16 protein-coding genes, 1 pseudogene and 1 other annotated feature are annotated in these 15,384 nt (G+C 63.7%); of the genes and pseudogenes, 9 read left to right on the top strand and 8 right to left on the bottom strand.

The features are described from left to right. Positions 1-316: 316 nt before the first annotated feature. The gene (locus N7L95_RS08120; protein WP_301259316.1) at positions 317-892 is read right to left on the bottom strand and encodes a hypothetical protein; all 576 of its coding nucleotides are present in this window, start codon (positions 890-892) and stop codon (positions 317-319) included. 229 nt (positions 893-1,121) lie between these two features. Beyond that, the gene (locus N7L95_RS08125; RefSeq protein ID WP_301259317.1) at positions 1,122-1,373 is read right to left on the bottom strand and encodes a SymE family type I addiction module toxin; all 252 of its coding nucleotides are present in this window, start codon (positions 1,371-1,373) and stop codon (positions 1,122-1,124) included. Positions 1,374-2,435: 1,062 nt separating this feature from the next. On the opposite strand from N7L95_RS08125, the gene N7L95_RS08130 reads away from it, so the two are divergent. The 3 genes from N7L95_RS08130 (at position 2,436) to N7L95_RS08140 (ending at position 4,389) form a co-directional block, all read left to right on the top strand. Further along, a complete protein-coding gene (locus tag N7L95_RS08130; protein ID WP_301259318.1) occupies positions 2,436-3,368 on the top strand; it encodes a LysR family transcriptional regulator in 933 nt (310 codons plus the stop codon). A 194-nt stretch (positions 3,369-3,562) separates the two neighbouring features. Next, positions 3,563-4,120 (top strand): Tse2 family ADP-ribosyltransferase toxin, encoded by a 558-nt coding sequence (locus N7L95_RS08135; protein ID WP_301259319.1) that lies wholly within the window; start codon positions 3,563-3,565, stop codon positions 4,118-4,120. Between the two features lie 23 nt (positions 4,121-4,143). Beyond that, positions 4,144-4,389 (top strand): hypothetical protein, encoded by a 246-nt coding sequence (locus N7L95_RS08140; protein WP_301259320.1) that lies wholly within the window; start codon positions 4,144-4,146, stop codon positions 4,387-4,389. 36 nt (positions 4,390-4,425) lie between these two features. On the opposite strand, the pseudogene N7L95_RS08145 reads toward N7L95_RS08140, so the two are convergent. The 3 genes and pseudogenes from N7L95_RS08145 to N7L95_RS08155 form a co-directional block, all read right to left on the bottom strand. Further along, positions 4,426-5,272: pseudogene (locus N7L95_RS08145) on the bottom strand (IS3 family transposase); the annotation flags it as partial. Next, positions 4,875-4,992 (bottom strand) — a sequence feature (AL1L pseudoknot). It overlaps the preceding pseudogene by 118 nt. 51 nt (positions 5,273-5,323) lie before the next feature. Beyond that, positions 5,324-6,664 (bottom strand): hypothetical protein, encoded by a 1,341-nt coding sequence (locus N7L95_RS08150; RefSeq protein ID WP_301259321.1) that lies wholly within the window; start codon positions 6,662-6,664, stop codon positions 5,324-5,326. Positions 6,665-6,689: 25 nt separating this feature from the next. Further along, positions 6,690-7,910, bottom strand: a complete 1,221-nt coding sequence (locus N7L95_RS08155; RefSeq protein ID WP_301259322.1) for a hypothetical protein — start codon at positions 7,908-7,910, stop codon at positions 6,690-6,692. 130 nt (positions 7,911-8,040) lie between these two features. Between N7L95_RS08155 and N7L95_RS08160 the strand changes: the two genes are divergently transcribed. Beyond that, the gene (locus N7L95_RS08160; protein WP_363324875.1) at positions 8,041-8,607 is read left to right on the top strand and encodes a LysR substrate-binding domain-containing protein; all 567 of its coding nucleotides are present in this window, start codon (positions 8,041-8,043) and stop codon (positions 8,605-8,607) included. Between the two features lie 136 nt (positions 8,608-8,743). On the opposite strand, the gene N7L95_RS08165 is transcribed toward N7L95_RS08160, so the two are convergent. The 3 genes from N7L95_RS08165 to N7L95_RS08175 form a co-directional block, all read right to left on the bottom strand. Continuing rightward, positions 8,744-9,121 (bottom strand): hypothetical protein, encoded by a 378-nt coding sequence (locus tag N7L95_RS08165; protein ID WP_301259323.1) that lies wholly within the window; start codon positions 9,119-9,121, stop codon positions 8,744-8,746. A gap of 104 nt (positions 9,122-9,225) precedes the next feature. Then, entirely contained in the window at positions 9,226-10,638 is a 1,413-nt protein-coding gene (locus tag N7L95_RS08170) for a recombinase family protein (protein ID WP_301259324.1), read from the bottom strand. After that, a complete protein-coding gene (locus tag N7L95_RS08175) occupies positions 10,635-11,114 on the bottom strand; it encodes a DUF2924 domain-containing protein (protein ID WP_301259325.1) in 480 nt (159 codons plus the stop codon). Before N7L95_RS08175 ends, N7L95_RS08170 begins: the two co-directional genes overlap by 4 nt. Before the next feature lie 563 nt (positions 11,115-11,677). Here N7L95_RS08175 and N7L95_RS08180 point away from each other — a divergent pair. The 5 genes from N7L95_RS08180 (at position 11,678) to N7L95_RS08200 (ending at position 15,373) form a co-directional block, all read left to right on the top strand. Then, positions 11,678-12,619 carry a hypothetical protein gene (locus N7L95_RS08180; RefSeq protein ID WP_301259326.1) on the top strand — a complete coding sequence of 314 codons (942 nt, stop codon included), beginning with the start codon at positions 11,678-11,680 and terminating at the stop codon, positions 12,617-12,619. A gap of 406 nt (positions 12,620-13,025) precedes the next feature. After that, positions 13,026-13,310, top strand: coding sequence for a helix-turn-helix transcriptional regulator (locus tag N7L95_RS08185; protein WP_301255739.1), 285 nt, complete (start codon positions 13,026-13,028; stop codon positions 13,308-13,310). A gap of 10 nt (positions 13,311-13,320) precedes the next feature. Continuing rightward, positions 13,321-13,848, top strand: coding sequence for a hypothetical protein (locus tag N7L95_RS08190; RefSeq protein ID WP_301259327.1), 528 nt, complete (start codon positions 13,321-13,323; stop codon positions 13,846-13,848). After that, positions 13,848-14,684, top strand: coding sequence for an ATP-binding protein (locus tag N7L95_RS08195; protein WP_301259328.1), 837 nt, complete (start codon positions 13,848-13,850; stop codon positions 14,682-14,684). Before N7L95_RS08190 ends, N7L95_RS08195 begins: the two co-directional genes overlap by 1 nt. Continuing rightward, on the top strand, positions 14,681-15,373 hold the full coding sequence (locus tag N7L95_RS08200) for a hypothetical protein (protein ID WP_301259329.1): 693 nt from the start codon (positions 14,681-14,683) through the stop codon (positions 15,371-15,373). Before N7L95_RS08195 ends, N7L95_RS08200 begins: the two co-directional genes overlap by 4 nt. Positions 15,374-15,384 lie beyond the last annotated feature (11 nt).

Consider the following 15,384-nt stretch of genomic DNA (forward strand, 5'->3'; position numbering starts at 1 on the left):
GCAGGCGCCGAGTGTCTTGGCGAGCAGTGTAGCCAGGGCGCAGCTGACATGAGGCTGGGCTCCCTCGTCCGGGGGGGACAACTCCTGGTGAACATCTGTATCTGAAAAATGAAGCGGCTCGCCGCGCTATGACTTGCATCACAGCCGCGAGCCGGAAGGCGCCCCGCGAATAGGGAGGGAGGGCGGAACGCGGCGTGGACTATAGCGCCGACACACGCCTTCGAAGCGCGGCTGCCTCTAAGACGGGCGGGCTGACAACAGCACTCCGAAGAGCAGAGCCAACGACGCTAGCCACTGAGGGGCATGGAGATGCACCTCATGCTGCTCTTGGCACCGAGCTTCCGGGAACGCGTGCAAGGACCTGCGCCTCCAGCATCCTGATCCGATCAGCCGCATCCGTGACCGAGTCCGTGATGTATTGCGTGATTCCCAAGGGGATATCGAGGCCAGCCAGCTCGTTGATGACCTGCTTGGCCTGACGGAGCCATTCGACGTGCATGGCGCTCAGCGTGGCGAGCTGCTGCGCCAGCACGTCCGGCGCTGCAGCGTCGAGGCAGGACTGAAACGCCATCTCCAGCGCGGCGGTCGCGGACAGCATCGCCGAGAACGGCTCATGCAACGCATGAGGAATGGCCAGCTCGGCACTTTTCAGTGAGTCCTGCTGGCTCACCCAGTCCGAGGCATGGCGCCATAGGCAGGCGAACGTCTGGAATCCGACGTAGCGCTCGTACAGATCAGCAAGTTCCGCTTCTGTTGATCCTTCGAGGATCTGCCGCAGGCCAGGCAAGAAGCCCAGCATTCGGTCGAGAATGATCTCCACAGATGCGCCTTGGGCGGCGAGTTGTTTGATGCGCAAATCGATGGCCGCAGCCACCTGATCATGTGCGTGCATGCTCATTTCCTTCAGAGGTGGTGGACGGTTGGCGAGATGAGCCGCGGCACCTGCTAGAAGTGTCAGAGTGCCAGTGGTAGCCAGCTGCCGGAGCCCGGTTGCAAGGGGACTGCACCGCCTGCTCACGAGCTTCTTCACAGCTGAGGTGGACGACTGCAGGCGCCACCGACGCCGACGGCTCAACGCACCAGGGCGAGGCAGCCGCTGCTGGCGGCCTGTTCGCCCTTCTTCAGTCCGTCGTCAGTACCAAGCACCCGGCCATGATCCGGACCCGCACCTGCGTGTCCACCTCGAAGCCGGCGTCCCTGAGCCACTTGCCCCGCAGGCGCACCCACGGGACCGGCGTGTCGGCCACGCTGGCGGGTTGGCGACTTCGGTCGTAGGGAAGGAACGCGCCGTTGACGCTGAGGTAGCGCTCGTTCTTCTCGAGCCTGCTGGTTGTGGGCAATGCTTCGCCCGGCCTATGATTGACATCAGCCACGATTGACTTTCCAAGGAAGTTGATTGTGGTTAGCCGATCCGAGGTGTTCCCGCACCTTCGGGTCGGCGCCTTTACGGCGTCGCCGCGCGGACAGAATAAAGAGACAACCTCCCACAGGGAAGGACCCAGCGGGCGCTTTTCTGGCTCATCCAGCTACAAGCGCGTCTGCTTGATCGCTGGCCCGGTCTCCTCCTTCTATCCTTTCGCGCGACGAGCAGTAACCGTCTACAGCCGCAGTGCTGCAAGCACCGCGTGCTGTGGTGGAGGAGCAGCCGTCGTCGACGGGCTCTTCCCGATTCGCCTTTCCACATTGCATCGGGCCGCTGAACGGCTGGCTCGCGTCACACCGCAGTGAATGCTGTGCAAGGTCGCCCTCGAGAACGCGGGGGAGGACCCATGCGGCAGCCCTGTAGCCTTCCATCCAAAGGTCCCCGATGCATCACCTGCATCGATCTCCAAGATTGGCAAAAGGTCGCCGAGCTGCGCCACGATCAGGATGGGGTCCTGCAGCAGTACCTGAACCAGCCGATAGCGGTACCGGCGCTCTCCACTGGGGCAGCGGTCCAGTGCCACAAGCACCGAGCGGTGAAGCCCAGTGATGAATCCATCTGAGCGTAGCTGTCGCTCCAGTCCCCGGTACCAGATGCGCCCTCGCTGCCACGAGACGTCACGTGCAAGCGTTGCGCAGCACCAGAAGCCGTATGGCGTGTGACCGTCGAGCATGCTTCTCCTTCAGATCGCCTGCAAAGCGCGCAGGCAAAGATCGCCCATCCCACACCCTCTTTGGGGCAGGAGCCTTTATCGGTTGAGGAATGCAGTCAGCCGGTTCTGATGCTGCTGACGGTAGTTGGGGAGCCGAGCCTATGGGGGTGACGCAGAACGTGCGACGGGGCTCTGAATGGATGGCAGGCTGACCGCCAGGCTGCCGTCGCCTTAATCTCGACCAATCCTTCTTTCCCCATTGCTGCCTCCCTGTGTACGCGCTATTTTTCGCCGAGTTGGGCCCGCACTTCAATGACATATTGGGTCTGGGACCCATTCCTCAAAGTTATGGGAGGTCCAATGGAGCTAAGACACCTGCGCTACTTCGCAGCTGTTGCAGAAGCCGGCAGTTTCAGTGTGGCGGCAGAGGGGCTGTTCATCGCTCAACCAGCCTTGTCGAAGCAGATCCGTCAACTAGAAGAAGAGCTAGGGGTCCTGCTGTTCGCTCGGCACGCAAGGGGAGTTGTGTTGACGCCCGCCGGCAAAGCGCTGTTGCCCGAGGCCCGCGTGCAACTTGCGTCCATGGGACGCCTGGCAGACCTGGCGCGTCGTGCAAGGGGCGTGGAGAAGCATCGACTCAGGGTCGGCATCGCTCCTTCGTTGGCCATTCCGGTGCTGCCTGGGCTCGCAGCCCGGCTGCAGGCGCACTTCTCCGAATTCGACATGGACGTGCGCGACATCCCAAGCACTGAGCAAACCGAAGCCTTGCTTGCGAATGAAATCGACATTGGTATGGCGTGCCTGCGGCCGAGACATTCCGCGGTGTCGGTGGCGTGCCACTTGGAGGACCGGCTCTGCATAGCAATGCACCAGCAAGATCCCCGGGCCAGACAAGAGTCCTTGAGCTTGCAGCAGTTCGTCGAGGACCGATTCGCGGCCTTCAGTGAGCAATCTTGGCTCGCACGCGGGGACCGGCCCGACCCGATCTTTGCGAAGGCCAGATTCCAGCCCTACGTGCACTATGAGGTCGCGACGGTGCACCGGGTCCTGGACTTGGTCGCAGCAGGGCTGGGTGTGGCCTTGCTTCCCTCAGTCCTTGCGCTTCACCGGCCCAAGGAGGTGGCACTGCGACCGCTGCGCAACGTGCCGCGCTGCACCGCGCTCGCGCTGCTTCGGCGGCGAGCCGACAGCAATCCGGTGCTCTCATTCGTGGATCCGGCGATGCGGGAGATCTTCGCCCGTCTCCAGCAAGCTGCGGCGGATGCGCTTGATGGCGCAACGGTCGGGTGCTGACTCTAGCTGCACCATCGCCGGCGGCTTAACAGCGGACTACGTGGCAAGGACGGCCTCTGCTGGGCCGGTCCGCAGGTTGTCGTGGAACTTCGTAGGCCGATGTGCTCCGGTACCCCCTCGTTATGGGGGGGGCGCCTCGACCATGAGCGAGCAGCCTGCACAATTGAGGTGCTAGGCAACAGGGAGCAAAATCGATGAGCCAAGAACTGCGCCGGGTCTATGAAAAGGCGGGTGCCCTTGATCGCTATTACGACGAAAGTACGCCGGTCGATCTGTATCGTGGTCGTAGGAAGGGCGACGCGACGGACCTGATGCAGCCGACATTGATCGGCTGGTACACCAAGCAGGACCTGCGGCGCCCAGACGTCCTCGCTGTCAATCAGCAGGGACAGAGTCCGCAGTATGTCGGAAGCGACTTTGGCCAGCTGGCGACGGAGGACCAGGCGAAACCCCTCACCGCCGACATGTTGCGCAACGCGGACAAGTTGATGGTCAAGGGATGTCGCACCATGAAGGGCGACCATCGAGGGGTGTCTGTGTTCGACAAGAAGAACACGCTACTGCCCAAGTTCGAATGGTATCGGCTGCCTGCTGGCACGGAACTGCCCCCAGCACTTGCCGTAACGCGAGATGCTCCTTTTGCCACGAGCAGCAGACCCACCCACTACACCGTCGCCCCCAAAGACGACATGCCACTGTCGCTCTTTCTGCAGCATCTCAAAGGCCTCGCAGCAAAGGCTGTGGCCGAGTAAAAACGATCCTGGAGAAGAACCCCATGTCTGAACTGTCGATGCAATGCCTGTCCATTCTTGTTTCGTCCGTGCTGAACGAGCGAGAACGGCTGCTCAAGCGGATCCAGGAAGTCTCAGACGAGGTCGAAGAGGAGGAGCGCCTGTCAGAGCGGGTCATGGACATTGACCGCGTGCTTGGGGAACTGGAGGAGGCCTATGAGGCTGGCCGCGCAAAAGAGCCTGTTTACCCCAGCTTTGAAGCGCGCTACACCGCAGTGTTTCCTAGCTGATTAGTTGTGGGATTCGCAGACATCGTTTCACTAAGATGTGCGCATCGTGCTGCTCACGCGCCAACCCACGATGCGCCATGCGTACACGTCAACCGCGAAGGCCACGTACAGCCAGGCTCACCAGGTGCTGACGTAGGTGAAGGTGAAGTCCGGAGACCCAGAGCTGGTTGGGTCGTTCGGCCTTGAAGACGCGACTGACCCGGTCGAGCGGGCACGGTGCCTTGGAATCGCTGACGGTGCGTGCGCACTGCCTTGCCGCGGCGCACGCCCTGCAGGCTCAAGCGGCGCATGAGCCGTTCGACCGTGCAGCGCGCCACCGCGATGCCTTCGCGGTTCATCTGCTTCCAGACCTTGTCGGCGCCGTAGACGTGCATGTTGGCGCTCCACACGCGCTCGATGTGCCGCGTCAAGGCGCTGTCGCGCTGGGCGCGCTGGCATCGCATGGCTGGATTGCGCTGCTGCGTGGCGTAACGCCAATAGCCTGACGGGGCGATCTGCAACACCTTGCAGATCGATTACGACCCCGTAGGCCTGGCGATGCTGATCGATGAAGCCCTTCAGGACTTCAGGCGGCGGTCAAGTTCCGCCTGCGCGAAAAACGCGCTGGTCAGCTTCAGGATTTCGTTGGCGCGGCGCAGCTCCTTGTTCTAGTGCTCCAGCTCCTTCAGGCGCTGCAACTCCGACGTGGTGGTGCCTTCCCTGGCGCTAAGTCGACCTCGGCGCACTTGATCCATTCGTTGAGCGTCTGCGGCACACAGCCGGTCTTGGGTGCAATCGATTCGATGGCAGCCCACAGCGAGGGGTACTCGCCTCGGTGTTCCTGCACCATACGCACCGCGCGCTCGTGCACCTCGGGTGAGAACTTGTTCGACTTCTTGTTCATGGCTCCATCCTCTCAGAGAAAAGAGCCTCCTCGAATCCCGGGGCGATTCACTCAGGGCTCGGCTACGGCAGCCAGATAGAGTTCGAGCAAGATCGGAAAGCTTTGGTTGGTGTTCACGGAATTGGCAGCAGCCCACCGCTCGACGGCCAGCGCCTGCTCGAAATTCTGCAACGCTGACGCCACCGTGGCGCGGTTGACGTTCTGCAGTGACGCCGTATTGAAACCCTTGCGTGGGATGCCAAGGGCCTTCAGCAGGTGAATCGCATGCGTGTTGCCACCGACGGCTTCCCTGAATCGGTCGGAGCTCCACCGGTCGAGCGCTTCGCGCAGCGTCTGCGTCTTTTCATAGCGGGCCTGTACTTCTTGCGCTTTGCGGTTGGCATGCGCCTGCCGGCGCTCTTCGAGCTGTTCGGGGGTGAAGCTCTGCTTGTTCAGCATGATATCCGTCAGCGTGGCCTGGTCGTAGGACGGGTACATGATCTCGATGGAGTCAACCACCTTGGTGCTGTTCGTCCACAGAGGCTGCTTCGCAAAGATGTGCCCTTGCGACCCGGCGGCGGTGATATCCAACAGCGCATACTTCCCTGCCCCGCTGCCTGTCAATGGCATGGTGATGTCAGGACGCGTGCCTCCGCCGAGAGCGCTCGTGTCCTGCTCGGTCCACGTTCCCTCGTGCGTGCTTCTCAGCAGTTGATAAGTGCGCTCCTCGACAAGATAGCCTGCGACCCTGTTCAGCATGGCCAGAGCTCGGGCTTTGGCATCGCTCTGCAGCTCGGCATCTTTCGCATGCATGGCCTCCCGCACTTGCCAGAATGCCTCTTCATTGAAATTGTCCGGCCAACCTGCTGCCTGCAGTGCGTTGGCGATGCCTCTGTTGTAGTCATTCTTCTCAAGTTGCTTGCCAGCTTGCACGGTACGTAACTTCTGGAGGTCGTAGAACTTGGCCTCGTTCTTGCCTGCCGCCTGCCAGTCACGCTGGAGATCCAGCATGTGCTTGAGATGTGAGCCGGTCGGATCCCAATTGGCAAACTCGCCGCGTGTCAGCTCGCTGGCCGCCTGGTGCACATGCCGCGTCGCCGCTTCGGCGAAGGAGGCCACGGCCTGCAGCTGCGTCTCCGCATCTCCGCCTTGCAGCGTGCTTGCTCCTTTCGACTTGTAGTGGATCAGGGTCGTGCGGTTGTAGGTCTTTACCTTGTCGATTTGTGCCGAGAAGTTGTAGTCCGAGAAGTCAGTGATCTGAGCGAAATTGTCCGAAGCCTGCGACCCCTCGCCCATGTCTTGGTCTGTCGAGGTGTTCTCCGCTTCAGCGGATTGGCCTGGGCGGGTTGCGCGCCACCAGAGCACTTCGCGAACGGCAGTACCTGTTTTGGGTACGAATTCTTGGTTTTGCATTTTTCAGAAGCGAGTGAAGTTGGAACTAGTTGGTCAGGGATTTGCTCACGTGGCCAAGGGCTGCCAGCAACGGCGTGCGGATGTCGTCGGCAAGCTCGGAGACGTCGTGCACGACTTCGTCGGAGCGGAGGTAGTTCTGCAGCTCGTTGATTTGCTGGGCCGTGATCGGCTCGGCGGTCAGGTTCTTCGCGACTGCCTGGATCTCCAGGATCGCCTTGGCCGAACGGGGGTGTTTGGCCTCAGCAATCTCGGTCGCTACCGATTTCAGGGAAGCCATCGCGGCCGCTCTTGCGGCCTTCCATTGCGCCATCGCATCGCGCGAAGCGCTGCTCTCACTCGAGTCGGGCAGGGACATTGCCAGCAACCGCTCGGTCTCGTCCAGGAGCTGCTGGGCCAGGACAAAATCGCCCTTGCGCGCCGCCAGCCCCGCCTCACTCGCCTTGGCTCGAACTTCCCGGGCTGCGGACTTGACTTTCGGTAGCAGCGCTGCGAACCGGGCATTGAATGCGGTACCTGGATCCACGCCGACATCCGCAGTAGCGGCGTTCTCTGGCAGCGACGCCTCTTCGGTAGCCTCGTCTTGCTCGAACACCGTTTCATCGGGGCCGACCAGCACCACCTTGGTGATCTTGAAGCCGCATTCGCGCACCGGCACACGCACCTTCTTCACCAGTCCGCTCACGGGTTTGTCCACCTGCAGCATCAATTCATTGCCGTTGCGGATCCAGGCCGTACCGTGGGCACCTGTCTTGGCTTTGGTTTCGTCCTTCAGCTTGGTGAACAACTTCTGGCCAGCCAGCTTCGGGCTCAGGGCCAGTACGGACATCCCGTCCTTGTCCGGCGCGTCAGTGAAGCCGAAGGAAACCCGGCGAGCGGCATCTTGCCGGCACAGCTTCAGCTGCTTAAGCAGTGTGGCGGGGTCGAGCAGCGCGCTGGCCGGCTCGTCCTCATCGTCCTGTTGTGCCGCCTTCTTCGCCTCGAACTCGCTCAGTTTGCGCTGCTTGTTCACCGCATCGTCCAGGCCCTTCAGGTAGCCCTTCAGCTCCTTGGTGTCCTCCATGCTCTTCTTTAGCGCGGCGGCCTGCTTTTCGATCGCATCCAGCGCCTGCAGCTGCTGCTTCGGCTGGCTGGCCAGCTCCAGCGCCACCAGTGCATCCGCCATCGCCTTCACCAGTTTCGGGTCGCTCAGCTTCTGGCGTTTGGCGAAATTTCTCCAATGCAACTCGCCGAGATAGTTGTCCGTCATGGGGTTCCTTGGTGGTGGTCAATGAGGCCGGCCCGCGACCACGGTGATGCTTGGGGCCAAGGGCAGGCTAAATGCGCATCAGGCGATGCATCGAACCCATGAGTGAACGTGCGGGCGTGAGAGTTCCCGGCTGGGTAGAGGTCAATCGCCAGTACCCGCAGCGGCGGGGCTCGCAGCCCGGCTGCAGGCGCACTTCTCCGAATTTGACATGGACGTGCGTGACATCCCAAGTACGGAACAGACCGAGGCCCTGCTTGCCGACGAGATCGACATCGGGATGGCATGCCTGCTGCGGAGGCATTCGGCGGTGTCTGCCGCTTGCAAGCTGGACGACACGCTATGCGTCGCACTACGCCGTCAGGACCCACGGGCCCGAGAAGAATTGCTGGCCTTGCAGCAGTTCGTCGAGGATAGGTTTGCCGCCTTCACCGAACAGTCCTGGCTGGCGCGGGGAGATCGACCGGACCCCGCCTTTGCCGAGGCCGGCTTTCAGCCCTACGTCCACTACGAAGTGACGACCGTGCACCGGGTCCTGGATCTGGTTGCCGGGGGCTGGCTGTGGCGCTGCTCCCATCAGTCCTTGCAGTGCACCTGCCAAAAGAGGTCGCACTGCGACCAGTGTGCAATTCGCCTCGCTGCAATGCCATGGGCGTGCTGCGCCGGCGAGCGGACAGCAACCCGGTACTGGATTCCATAGAGCCGGCCATGCGGGAGATCTTTGGTCGGCTCCGGCAGGCAGGGGACCACGCGCTACGGAGCACAACACCTGCGTTGTGATGCGCCATCGGTGGGCGCGGGCGCCCGGAAAGGGAACGGGCGGCACGCCAGGTCGATCACGGAACGTCGCAGGGGAAGCCTAGTAACCGACGCTGCTCCTGCCAGTTCTGCGGCAGCAGGTCTTCCCGCCCCCGGATCATGTGAAGGTTCAGGTACCGCGGTTGCTTGCCCTCCAGGATCGCTTCCACGATGTCGGGGGCCAGCAAGGTGAGCCGCAACGCCTCGGCCACCCAGCCGGCATCGAGCTTCAGCAGCCGCGCGAGGTCCTTGGTCGACACCGCCCCGCCCTCCTCCATCAGCCGCTGCCAGTAGAAGGCCTTGCCGAGCACCTTGATCATCGACACATCGAGCGTCGCCAGGGACGCCGGTGCATCTTGGCCGGTCGGCAGCGTCAGGACTTTCCGGATATGGCGGCGCCTGATGGTCAGCGGCACAGAAGTGACCTTCTGTACCCCCGTGTGATGGCTGCGCGGCTGCCCGGCGGCCTCGACCGTGATTGTCCGCCTCGCCGTGCGAGCAGTTGTCGCCCCCTTGTCCTTCAAGCGACCTCCCCTTCCTCCGCCCTCATCTTCTGCTCCTCAACAAACGGATGGCGCCCGATCTCGGGGCCAAAAGCAAACCAGCCGTCTTCTCGCCACACGATGTCCAGGCCACCGTCGTGCAGTTGCACCCGCTCAATCAACAGCCGGGCGATGCGCTGCTGCTCGGCAGGAAACAGCTGCTCCCACACCAGCGCCATGCGCTGTAGCGCCACCACCGCTTGCGGCTCGTTGATGTCGCGGCCCGCCTCCCAGGCCTGGGCCGCCTTCCACACGGCCACCAGCATCTCCGGCTGCCGCAGTGCGGCGTGGATCTGCTGCAGCACGGCTGTCTCGATCTCGGCCGCCGGGAGCAAACCAATGCAGCTCACCCCCCGCTGCGCCGTCACGCCGGCCGACCGCCTCTTGTAGAGGTAGGGCGCGTAGTAGCGATAGCGCTTGCCGTTCTTCTTGTCGGTGTAGGTAGGCAGCATCCGTTGGCCATCCGGTGCGAACAACAATCCGGCCAGCAAGGACGGGTTTGCCGACGGCCGCTGGCGTGGACCCTTGCGCCGCTGATCGAGCACCGCTTGCACGGCATCCCAGGCGGCTCGGCTCACGATCGCTTCGTGCTGACCCTCATAGCTGGCGCCCTTGTGCACGGTCTCGCCAAGGTAGAGGCGATTGCGCAGCAGCTTGCCGAGGTAGGCCTGGTCGATGGTCCGGCCCTCACGCCGATTCCCGGTCTGAGTGACCCACACCTTCGTGGTTCGCCCCTCGATGGCCAGTTCCCGCACCAAGCGAGCGGCCGATCCGTGCTCGGCGAAGCGACGGAAGACGTCACGCACCAGGTCGGCCTCATGCTTATTGACCACCAGCCGGCGCTCCCGCACGTCGTAACCCAGCGGCGGCATGCCGCCCATCCACATGCCTTTGGCCTTGCTGGCTGCGATCTTGTCCCGGATGCGCTCACCGGTCACCTCGCGTTCGAATTGGGCGAACGACAGCAGCACGTTCAACGTCAGGCGCCCCATGCTCGACGTCGTATTGAACTGCTGCGTGACCGACACAAACGACACGCCGCGACGATCGAATGCCTCCACCAGACGAGCGAAGTCCGCCAGACTGCGCGTCAGCCGGTCGATTTTGTAGACCACCACGATGTGCACGCGGCCGGCGTCGATGTCGGCCAGCAGGCGCTTCAGCGCGGGCCGCTCCATGTTGCCACCGGAGTACCCGGGATCGTCGTAGCCGTCCTCCACCGGGATCCAGCCTTCATGCCGCTGGCTGGCGATGTAGGCCAGCCCCGCATCGCGCTGCGCTTCCAGGCTGTTGTACTCCTGATCCAGCCCCTCCTCGGTGGACTTGCGGGTGTAGACCGCACACCGCTTCTGCGGCACCAGCGGCGCTCCAGACGCACGGGCGGCCCTCATTCCTTGCTCCCTCCACGTGCGGCCTTGAGCCCAAAGAAGGCCGGCCCCGACCACTGGGTGCCGGTGATCGAGCGGGCGATGGCCGACAGGCTCTTGTAGCGACGCCCCTGGTACTCGAAATCGCTGTGGCCACGCACCACTACCCGGTGCTCCACGCCGTCATAGATGCGGGTGAGCAGCGTGCCGGGCAGCAGGCTGTTGGCCTCCCGCTGGGTCAAGCGCGGGATGATGCCGGTCTCGCCGATGGCCTCCAGCCGGCGGCGCACGGATGGCGACAGGCCGCCGAAGGCCCGCTCCTGCAAGCGGTAGGCAATGCGGCTCTCGATGTAGGTCCGATTGTGGTGAGGCGGCCGCTCGTCAAAGAGCCGATCCCAGCGTGCCCAGAGCTCGGTCATCGGCAGGTGAGGCAGCTGGGCGATCTGTTCGGCCAGGCTCGGTTCGGGGGCTACTGGCCTCGCCGGTGTTCCAACTTTCATGCGTCAACTCCTTTCGGTTCAGAGGCGTTGGCATTGACGCTCTGCTCGGGCAGGAAGTGAAGTCCAACTGTCTCAAGTGTGGGATGTAGTGGCGCAGAAGCCGCGCTGTGGCGAGCCCGCAGGCGCAGCAACGCAAGGGCCAGCAGGTCGGCAATCTCCTGGTGTGGGTGGCGGGGCGAGTCGGCTTGTGTTTGAAGGCTGCTGGCAAAGGATGGTTGTTGCAAACGCATGAGAAGAAGGTCACGAATAAACCGATCCGATCCTAGGACCGGGACCCGGTAGACGTAACTCCTTTGCGCTCCCTCGCTGCGCTGACAGGGGTGGGGCACTTGATAGCAGATGTATCTGCAACTACCATCTGCGCTCGCAGTAAAGAACCTTAACTACTCGGAGACCTCATGAACAACTTCAGCAGCAAACGCGCAGAGGCTGATCAACGCCCAGTGGCAGGTCGACATTGCATCGCCGTTGGAGGCCGGCGCATCCGCTGGTGGATTGAGCAACCCTGCAGCACTGCGTGAGCAGCGGGCCGGAGGTGCCGGCCTGGATCTTGGAGAAGAAGAATGAAGAAAAGACGGGCCTCGAACGAGGCCCATTCGCATCTTGGTCATCACCAGGTGCGGCAGCAGCGGCCTCAGCAAGGCCCTCACTTCCGCTTTCAACAGCGCCCCGTGGCCGTCAAGGAGATGGCACGGATCCTGGACTGCGCCATCGAGAAGCTGGCCAGTGGTGAACTGCCGCCCGAGTCCATAGAGCGATTTCAGAAGGGGGCGCGGCTGGCCAACTCCCTGGGCCGTAGGGCGATGCTCAAGGCGGCCGAGGGGCGCGACGACGTCCTGCACGGCCTGGCCGGCTGCCAGCATGACCTGCACCGGTCGTTCTGGTTGTTGGTCCACCACCGCGATGTGTTCGAGCAGGCTTGCGATGCAGTGGACCTGTGTCTGGACGGCCTTCGTCGCGGCCAAGTGCAGGAGATCTGTGTCGCAGCGACGGAGGCAGTGTCGTTCGGGGGTCTCAGGGGCGTCCGGCCCGGACACGTCCAGCAAGGCCGTGGCGTCGAAGGGGACACGTCGGCATCGAGCCCTCCGGTGTGCCCCACGCACCAGCCAGCCCATGCCGCCGAAGACCTCGACAAACCGATCTGGCGGCCTGGCGCCGTTGAGCTCACCCCTGCACCGTTTGCGTTCGACTTCCGCTGCGTCCAGGTGGCGGGCTGGCCGCATGGCGTCATCTGGCTCACCGACGCCCAAGCCGCCATCTTCAAGGCGCTCTGGTCCTTCGGCGGCGAAAGCAGAACCGCAGAGGAGATCATGCAGCGGGCCGGCCTGAGCAGCGAGAAGCCGGCCGATCTCTTCAAGGTCAAGGGCCGCAACAAGGGAGAGCTGGAGTACGAGGGGCCGCTGTATGCCTATCGTGCGCTCGTGGTGACGCATCAGCAGCGCGGCACCTATTCGATGCCCATCGCCAAACCGGGAGCCGCCGCGCGGGGCAGATCTGCGAGTTGAGATGCGCCACTGCGCGCCTCGACTTCATCAGCCGTATTTCGGCGGGCCACTGGCCCGCCGTTTTTCATTGGTGCGCCGATAGATCACGTGTGATCTTCGCCGTGTGTTGCTCGGTAACCACGTCTTGGCGAACCACATGGCGAACCGCATGGCGAACCAAAGGCAATCATGGCGAACCGCATGACGAACCAGGGGCGATCTTGGCGAACCACATGGCGAACCAGCCCCAATCATGGCGAACCACATGGCGAACCTGGTTCGCCATGGACACCGAAAACCCAGCATTCATGCGGGTTCCATGGCGAACTGAACGTTTGCTGAATGGCGAACTTTTGTTCCCTTATCAGTTCGCCAAGATAGTTCTTCAATCCTTCCTGTGCATCGCACATCAACACAGGAAGGTTCCATGTTCATCTCTTCACCCAAGGGCCGAGCGGCGCAAAGCGCGGCCCATCAGCTCGCCGCAGCGGTGGCGGATCTCGCCACGCCGGTGCAGCGCCAGGTGCTCAGCGAGCACGAGCTGGCCCACCGCTGGGGCATCAACCACAAGACGCTGGCGCGCTGGCGTCACGAGGGCCGCGGGCCGAAGTACCTGAAGCTGTCGAAGCGGGTCGGCTACCCCGTCGAGGCGATTGTGGAGTTCGAGCGGGCCGCGGTCTACAGCTCGACGTCGCAGCGTGCGGGTCAGTGAGGGCGCGGTCATGAACCACATCACCACGACCGATTCGGCGCTGACCGGCTGCTTTGTGACGGAGCTGGTTGCGCTGCCGGCGATTGCCGCGCTCACCGTTGCCGAGCTGGCAGCGATGCCTGCTGTGCACAAGGCGGATGTCCAGCGCCAGCTGCAGGAAGCGGCCGCATGGCTGCGTCAGGCCGAGCAGAAGTTCGCCGCGGCGCTGGATGCCGCCTACGGCAGCACGAGCCGGCAGGCCCTGCGTGACTCTGGCCGCGACTTCGGCACGGTGCAAGGCCGCGATGGCAGCGTGCAAATCACCTTCGAGCTGCCCAAGCGCGTCAAGTGGGACCAGCAGCAGCTGCACCAGCTGGCCGAGCGCATCGTCGCCGGCGGCGAGAAGGTCGAGCACTACATCGACGCCAAGCTGTCCGTTTCCGAGACCAAGTTCAAGAGCTGGCCACCCAGCCTCCAGGAGCAGTTCGCGCCCGCCCGAACCGTCGAGCCCGGCAAGGCGAGCATCACCCTGCACCTCGATGCCAAGGAGGCTAACTGATGTCGCTCCCCATCATCACCGCGGAGCAGCGGCTCGCAGAGCGCACCGGCGTCAAGCTGGTGCTGCTGGGGCGCGCCGGAATTGGCAAGACCTCTCAGTTGAAGACGCTGCCCGAGGCGAGCACGCTGTTCGTCGACCTGGAAGCGGGCGACCTGGCGGTCAAGGACTGGCGGGGCGACACATTGCGTCCGGCGACCTGGTCCGAGTTCCGGGACACGGTGGTGTTCCTGGCCGGTCCGAACCCTGCGCTGCCCGCCGATGCTCCGTTCTCGCAGGCGCACTTCGATCACGTCTGCCAGCGCTACGGCGATCCGGCGCAGCTGGACAAGTACGACTGCTACTTCGTCGACAGCCTCACGGTCTTGGCCCGTTGGTGCCTGGCGTGGGCCAAGACGCAGCCGCAGGCGTTCTCCGAGCGCACCGGCAAGCCGGACACGCGCGGCGCCTACGGGCTGCTGGGTGCCGAGATGATCGGCGCACTCACCCAACTGCAGCACGCCCGCGGCAAGCACGTCGTCTTCGTGGCGATCCTGGACGAGCGCCTGGACGACTTCAACCGCAAGGTGTTCCTGCCCCAGATCGAGGGCAGCAAGACCGCCAACGAGCTGCCCGGCGTCGTGGACGAGGTCGTGACGTTGGCCGAGATCAAGTCGGAGGACGGCAGCGCATTCCGCGCCTTTGTCACCCACACCCTCAATCCCTACGGCTACCCCGCCAAGGACCGTTCCGGCTCGCTCGACCTGCTGGAGCCGCCAGACCTCGGCGCGCTGATCGCCAAGTGCGCCGCCACTCACAAAACCATCGACAACCAACAACCGCAAAGGACCGCCGCATGACGATGTGGAACGATTTCAACGACGCCGAACCGCAATCCTTCGACCTGATCCCGAAGGGCACTATCGCGCCGGTGCGCATGACGCTCAAGCCGGGGGGCGTCGACGACGAGGGCATGGGCTGGACGGGCGGCTGGGCCTCGGTCTCGCAGGAGACCGGCTCCGCCTACCTGGCGGCCGAGTTTGTGGTGCTGGCTGGGGACTACGCCAAACGCAAGCTCTGGACAAACATCGGGCTCTACAGCCCGAACGGACCGACCTGGGCGCAGATGGGCCGGAGCTTCATCCGGGCCGCGCTGAACAGCGCCCGCAACGTCCACCCGCAGGACATGAGCCCGCAGGCCGCCGCGGAGCGCCACATTGCCTCCTTCGGCGACTTGGACGGCATCGAGTTCCTGGCCCGCATCGACGTCGAGGTGGACGGCCGTGGCAACCAGAAGAACGTGGTCAAGGTGGCGGTGGAGCCGGATCACCCGGATCACGCTCGGTTGATGGGCGTCGCGTCGCGCTTGGGCCAGTCACCTGCCGCGCAGATGGCCACGACGCCAGCACCACCGCCTGCTTCGGCCGCTTCGACGCAGACGGCGCCGGCATGGAGGACCGCGCCGCCTGCCCCAGCTCGTCCAACGTCGGGACCCCAGCCGGCCGCCACCCGTGCGCCGGTGACGGCCAAGCCGTCCTGGGCGCAATGAGCGGGAGGCCA

It is taken from the genome of Eleftheria terrae (assembly GCF_030419005.1).
Taxonomy (GTDB): domain Bacteria; phylum Pseudomonadota; class Gammaproteobacteria; order Burkholderiales; family Burkholderiaceae_C; genus Caldimonas; species Caldimonas terrae.

What these genes read in the sequence shown, in the direction of transcription:
- N7L95_RS08195 (WP_301259328.1), top strand. Translation starts at nt 13,848, where the DNA reads ATGTCGCTCCCCATCATCACCGCGGAGCAGCGGCTCGCAGAGCGCACC.
- N7L95_RS08185 (WP_301255739.1), top strand. Translation starts at nt 13,026, where the DNA reads ATGTTCATCTCTTCACCCAAGGGCCGAGCGGCGCAAAGCGCGGCCCAT.
- N7L95_RS08175 (WP_301259325.1), bottom strand. Translation starts at nt 11,114, where the DNA reads ATGAAAGTTGGAACACCGGCGAGGCCAGTAGCCCCCGAACCGAGCCTG.
- N7L95_RS08135 (WP_301259319.1), top strand. Translation starts at nt 3,563, where the DNA reads ATGAGCCAAGAACTGCGCCGGGTCTATGAAAAGGCGGGTGCCCTTGAT.
- N7L95_RS08150 (WP_301259321.1), bottom strand. Translation starts at nt 6,664, where the DNA reads ATGCAAAACCAAGAATTCGTACCCAAAACAGGTACTGCCGTTCGCGAA.
- N7L95_RS08180 (WP_301259326.1), top strand. Translation starts at nt 11,678, where the DNA reads ATGAAGAAAAGACGGGCCTCGAACGAGGCCCATTCGCATCTTGGTCAT.
- N7L95_RS08200 (WP_301259329.1), top strand. Translation starts at nt 14,681, where the DNA reads ATGACGATGTGGAACGATTTCAACGACGCCGAACCGCAATCCTTCGAC.
- N7L95_RS08120 (WP_301259316.1), bottom strand. Translation starts at nt 892, where the DNA reads ATGCACGCACATGATCAGGTGGCTGCGGCCATCGATTTGCGCATCAAA.
- N7L95_RS08190 (WP_301259327.1), top strand. Translation starts at nt 13,321, where the DNA reads ATGAACCACATCACCACGACCGATTCGGCGCTGACCGGCTGCTTTGTG.
- N7L95_RS08140 (WP_301259320.1), top strand. Translation starts at nt 4,144, where the DNA reads ATGTCTGAACTGTCGATGCAATGCCTGTCCATTCTTGTTTCGTCCGTG.
- N7L95_RS08170 (WP_301259324.1), bottom strand. Translation starts at nt 10,638, where the DNA reads ATGAGGGCCGCCCGTGCGTCTGGAGCGCCGCTGGTGCCGCAGAAGCGG.
- N7L95_RS08130 (WP_301259318.1), top strand. Translation starts at nt 2,436, where the DNA reads ATGGAGCTAAGACACCTGCGCTACTTCGCAGCTGTTGCAGAAGCCGGC.
- N7L95_RS08155 (WP_301259322.1), bottom strand. Translation starts at nt 7,910, where the DNA reads ATGACGGACAACTATCTCGGCGAGTTGCATTGGAGAAATTTCGCCAAA.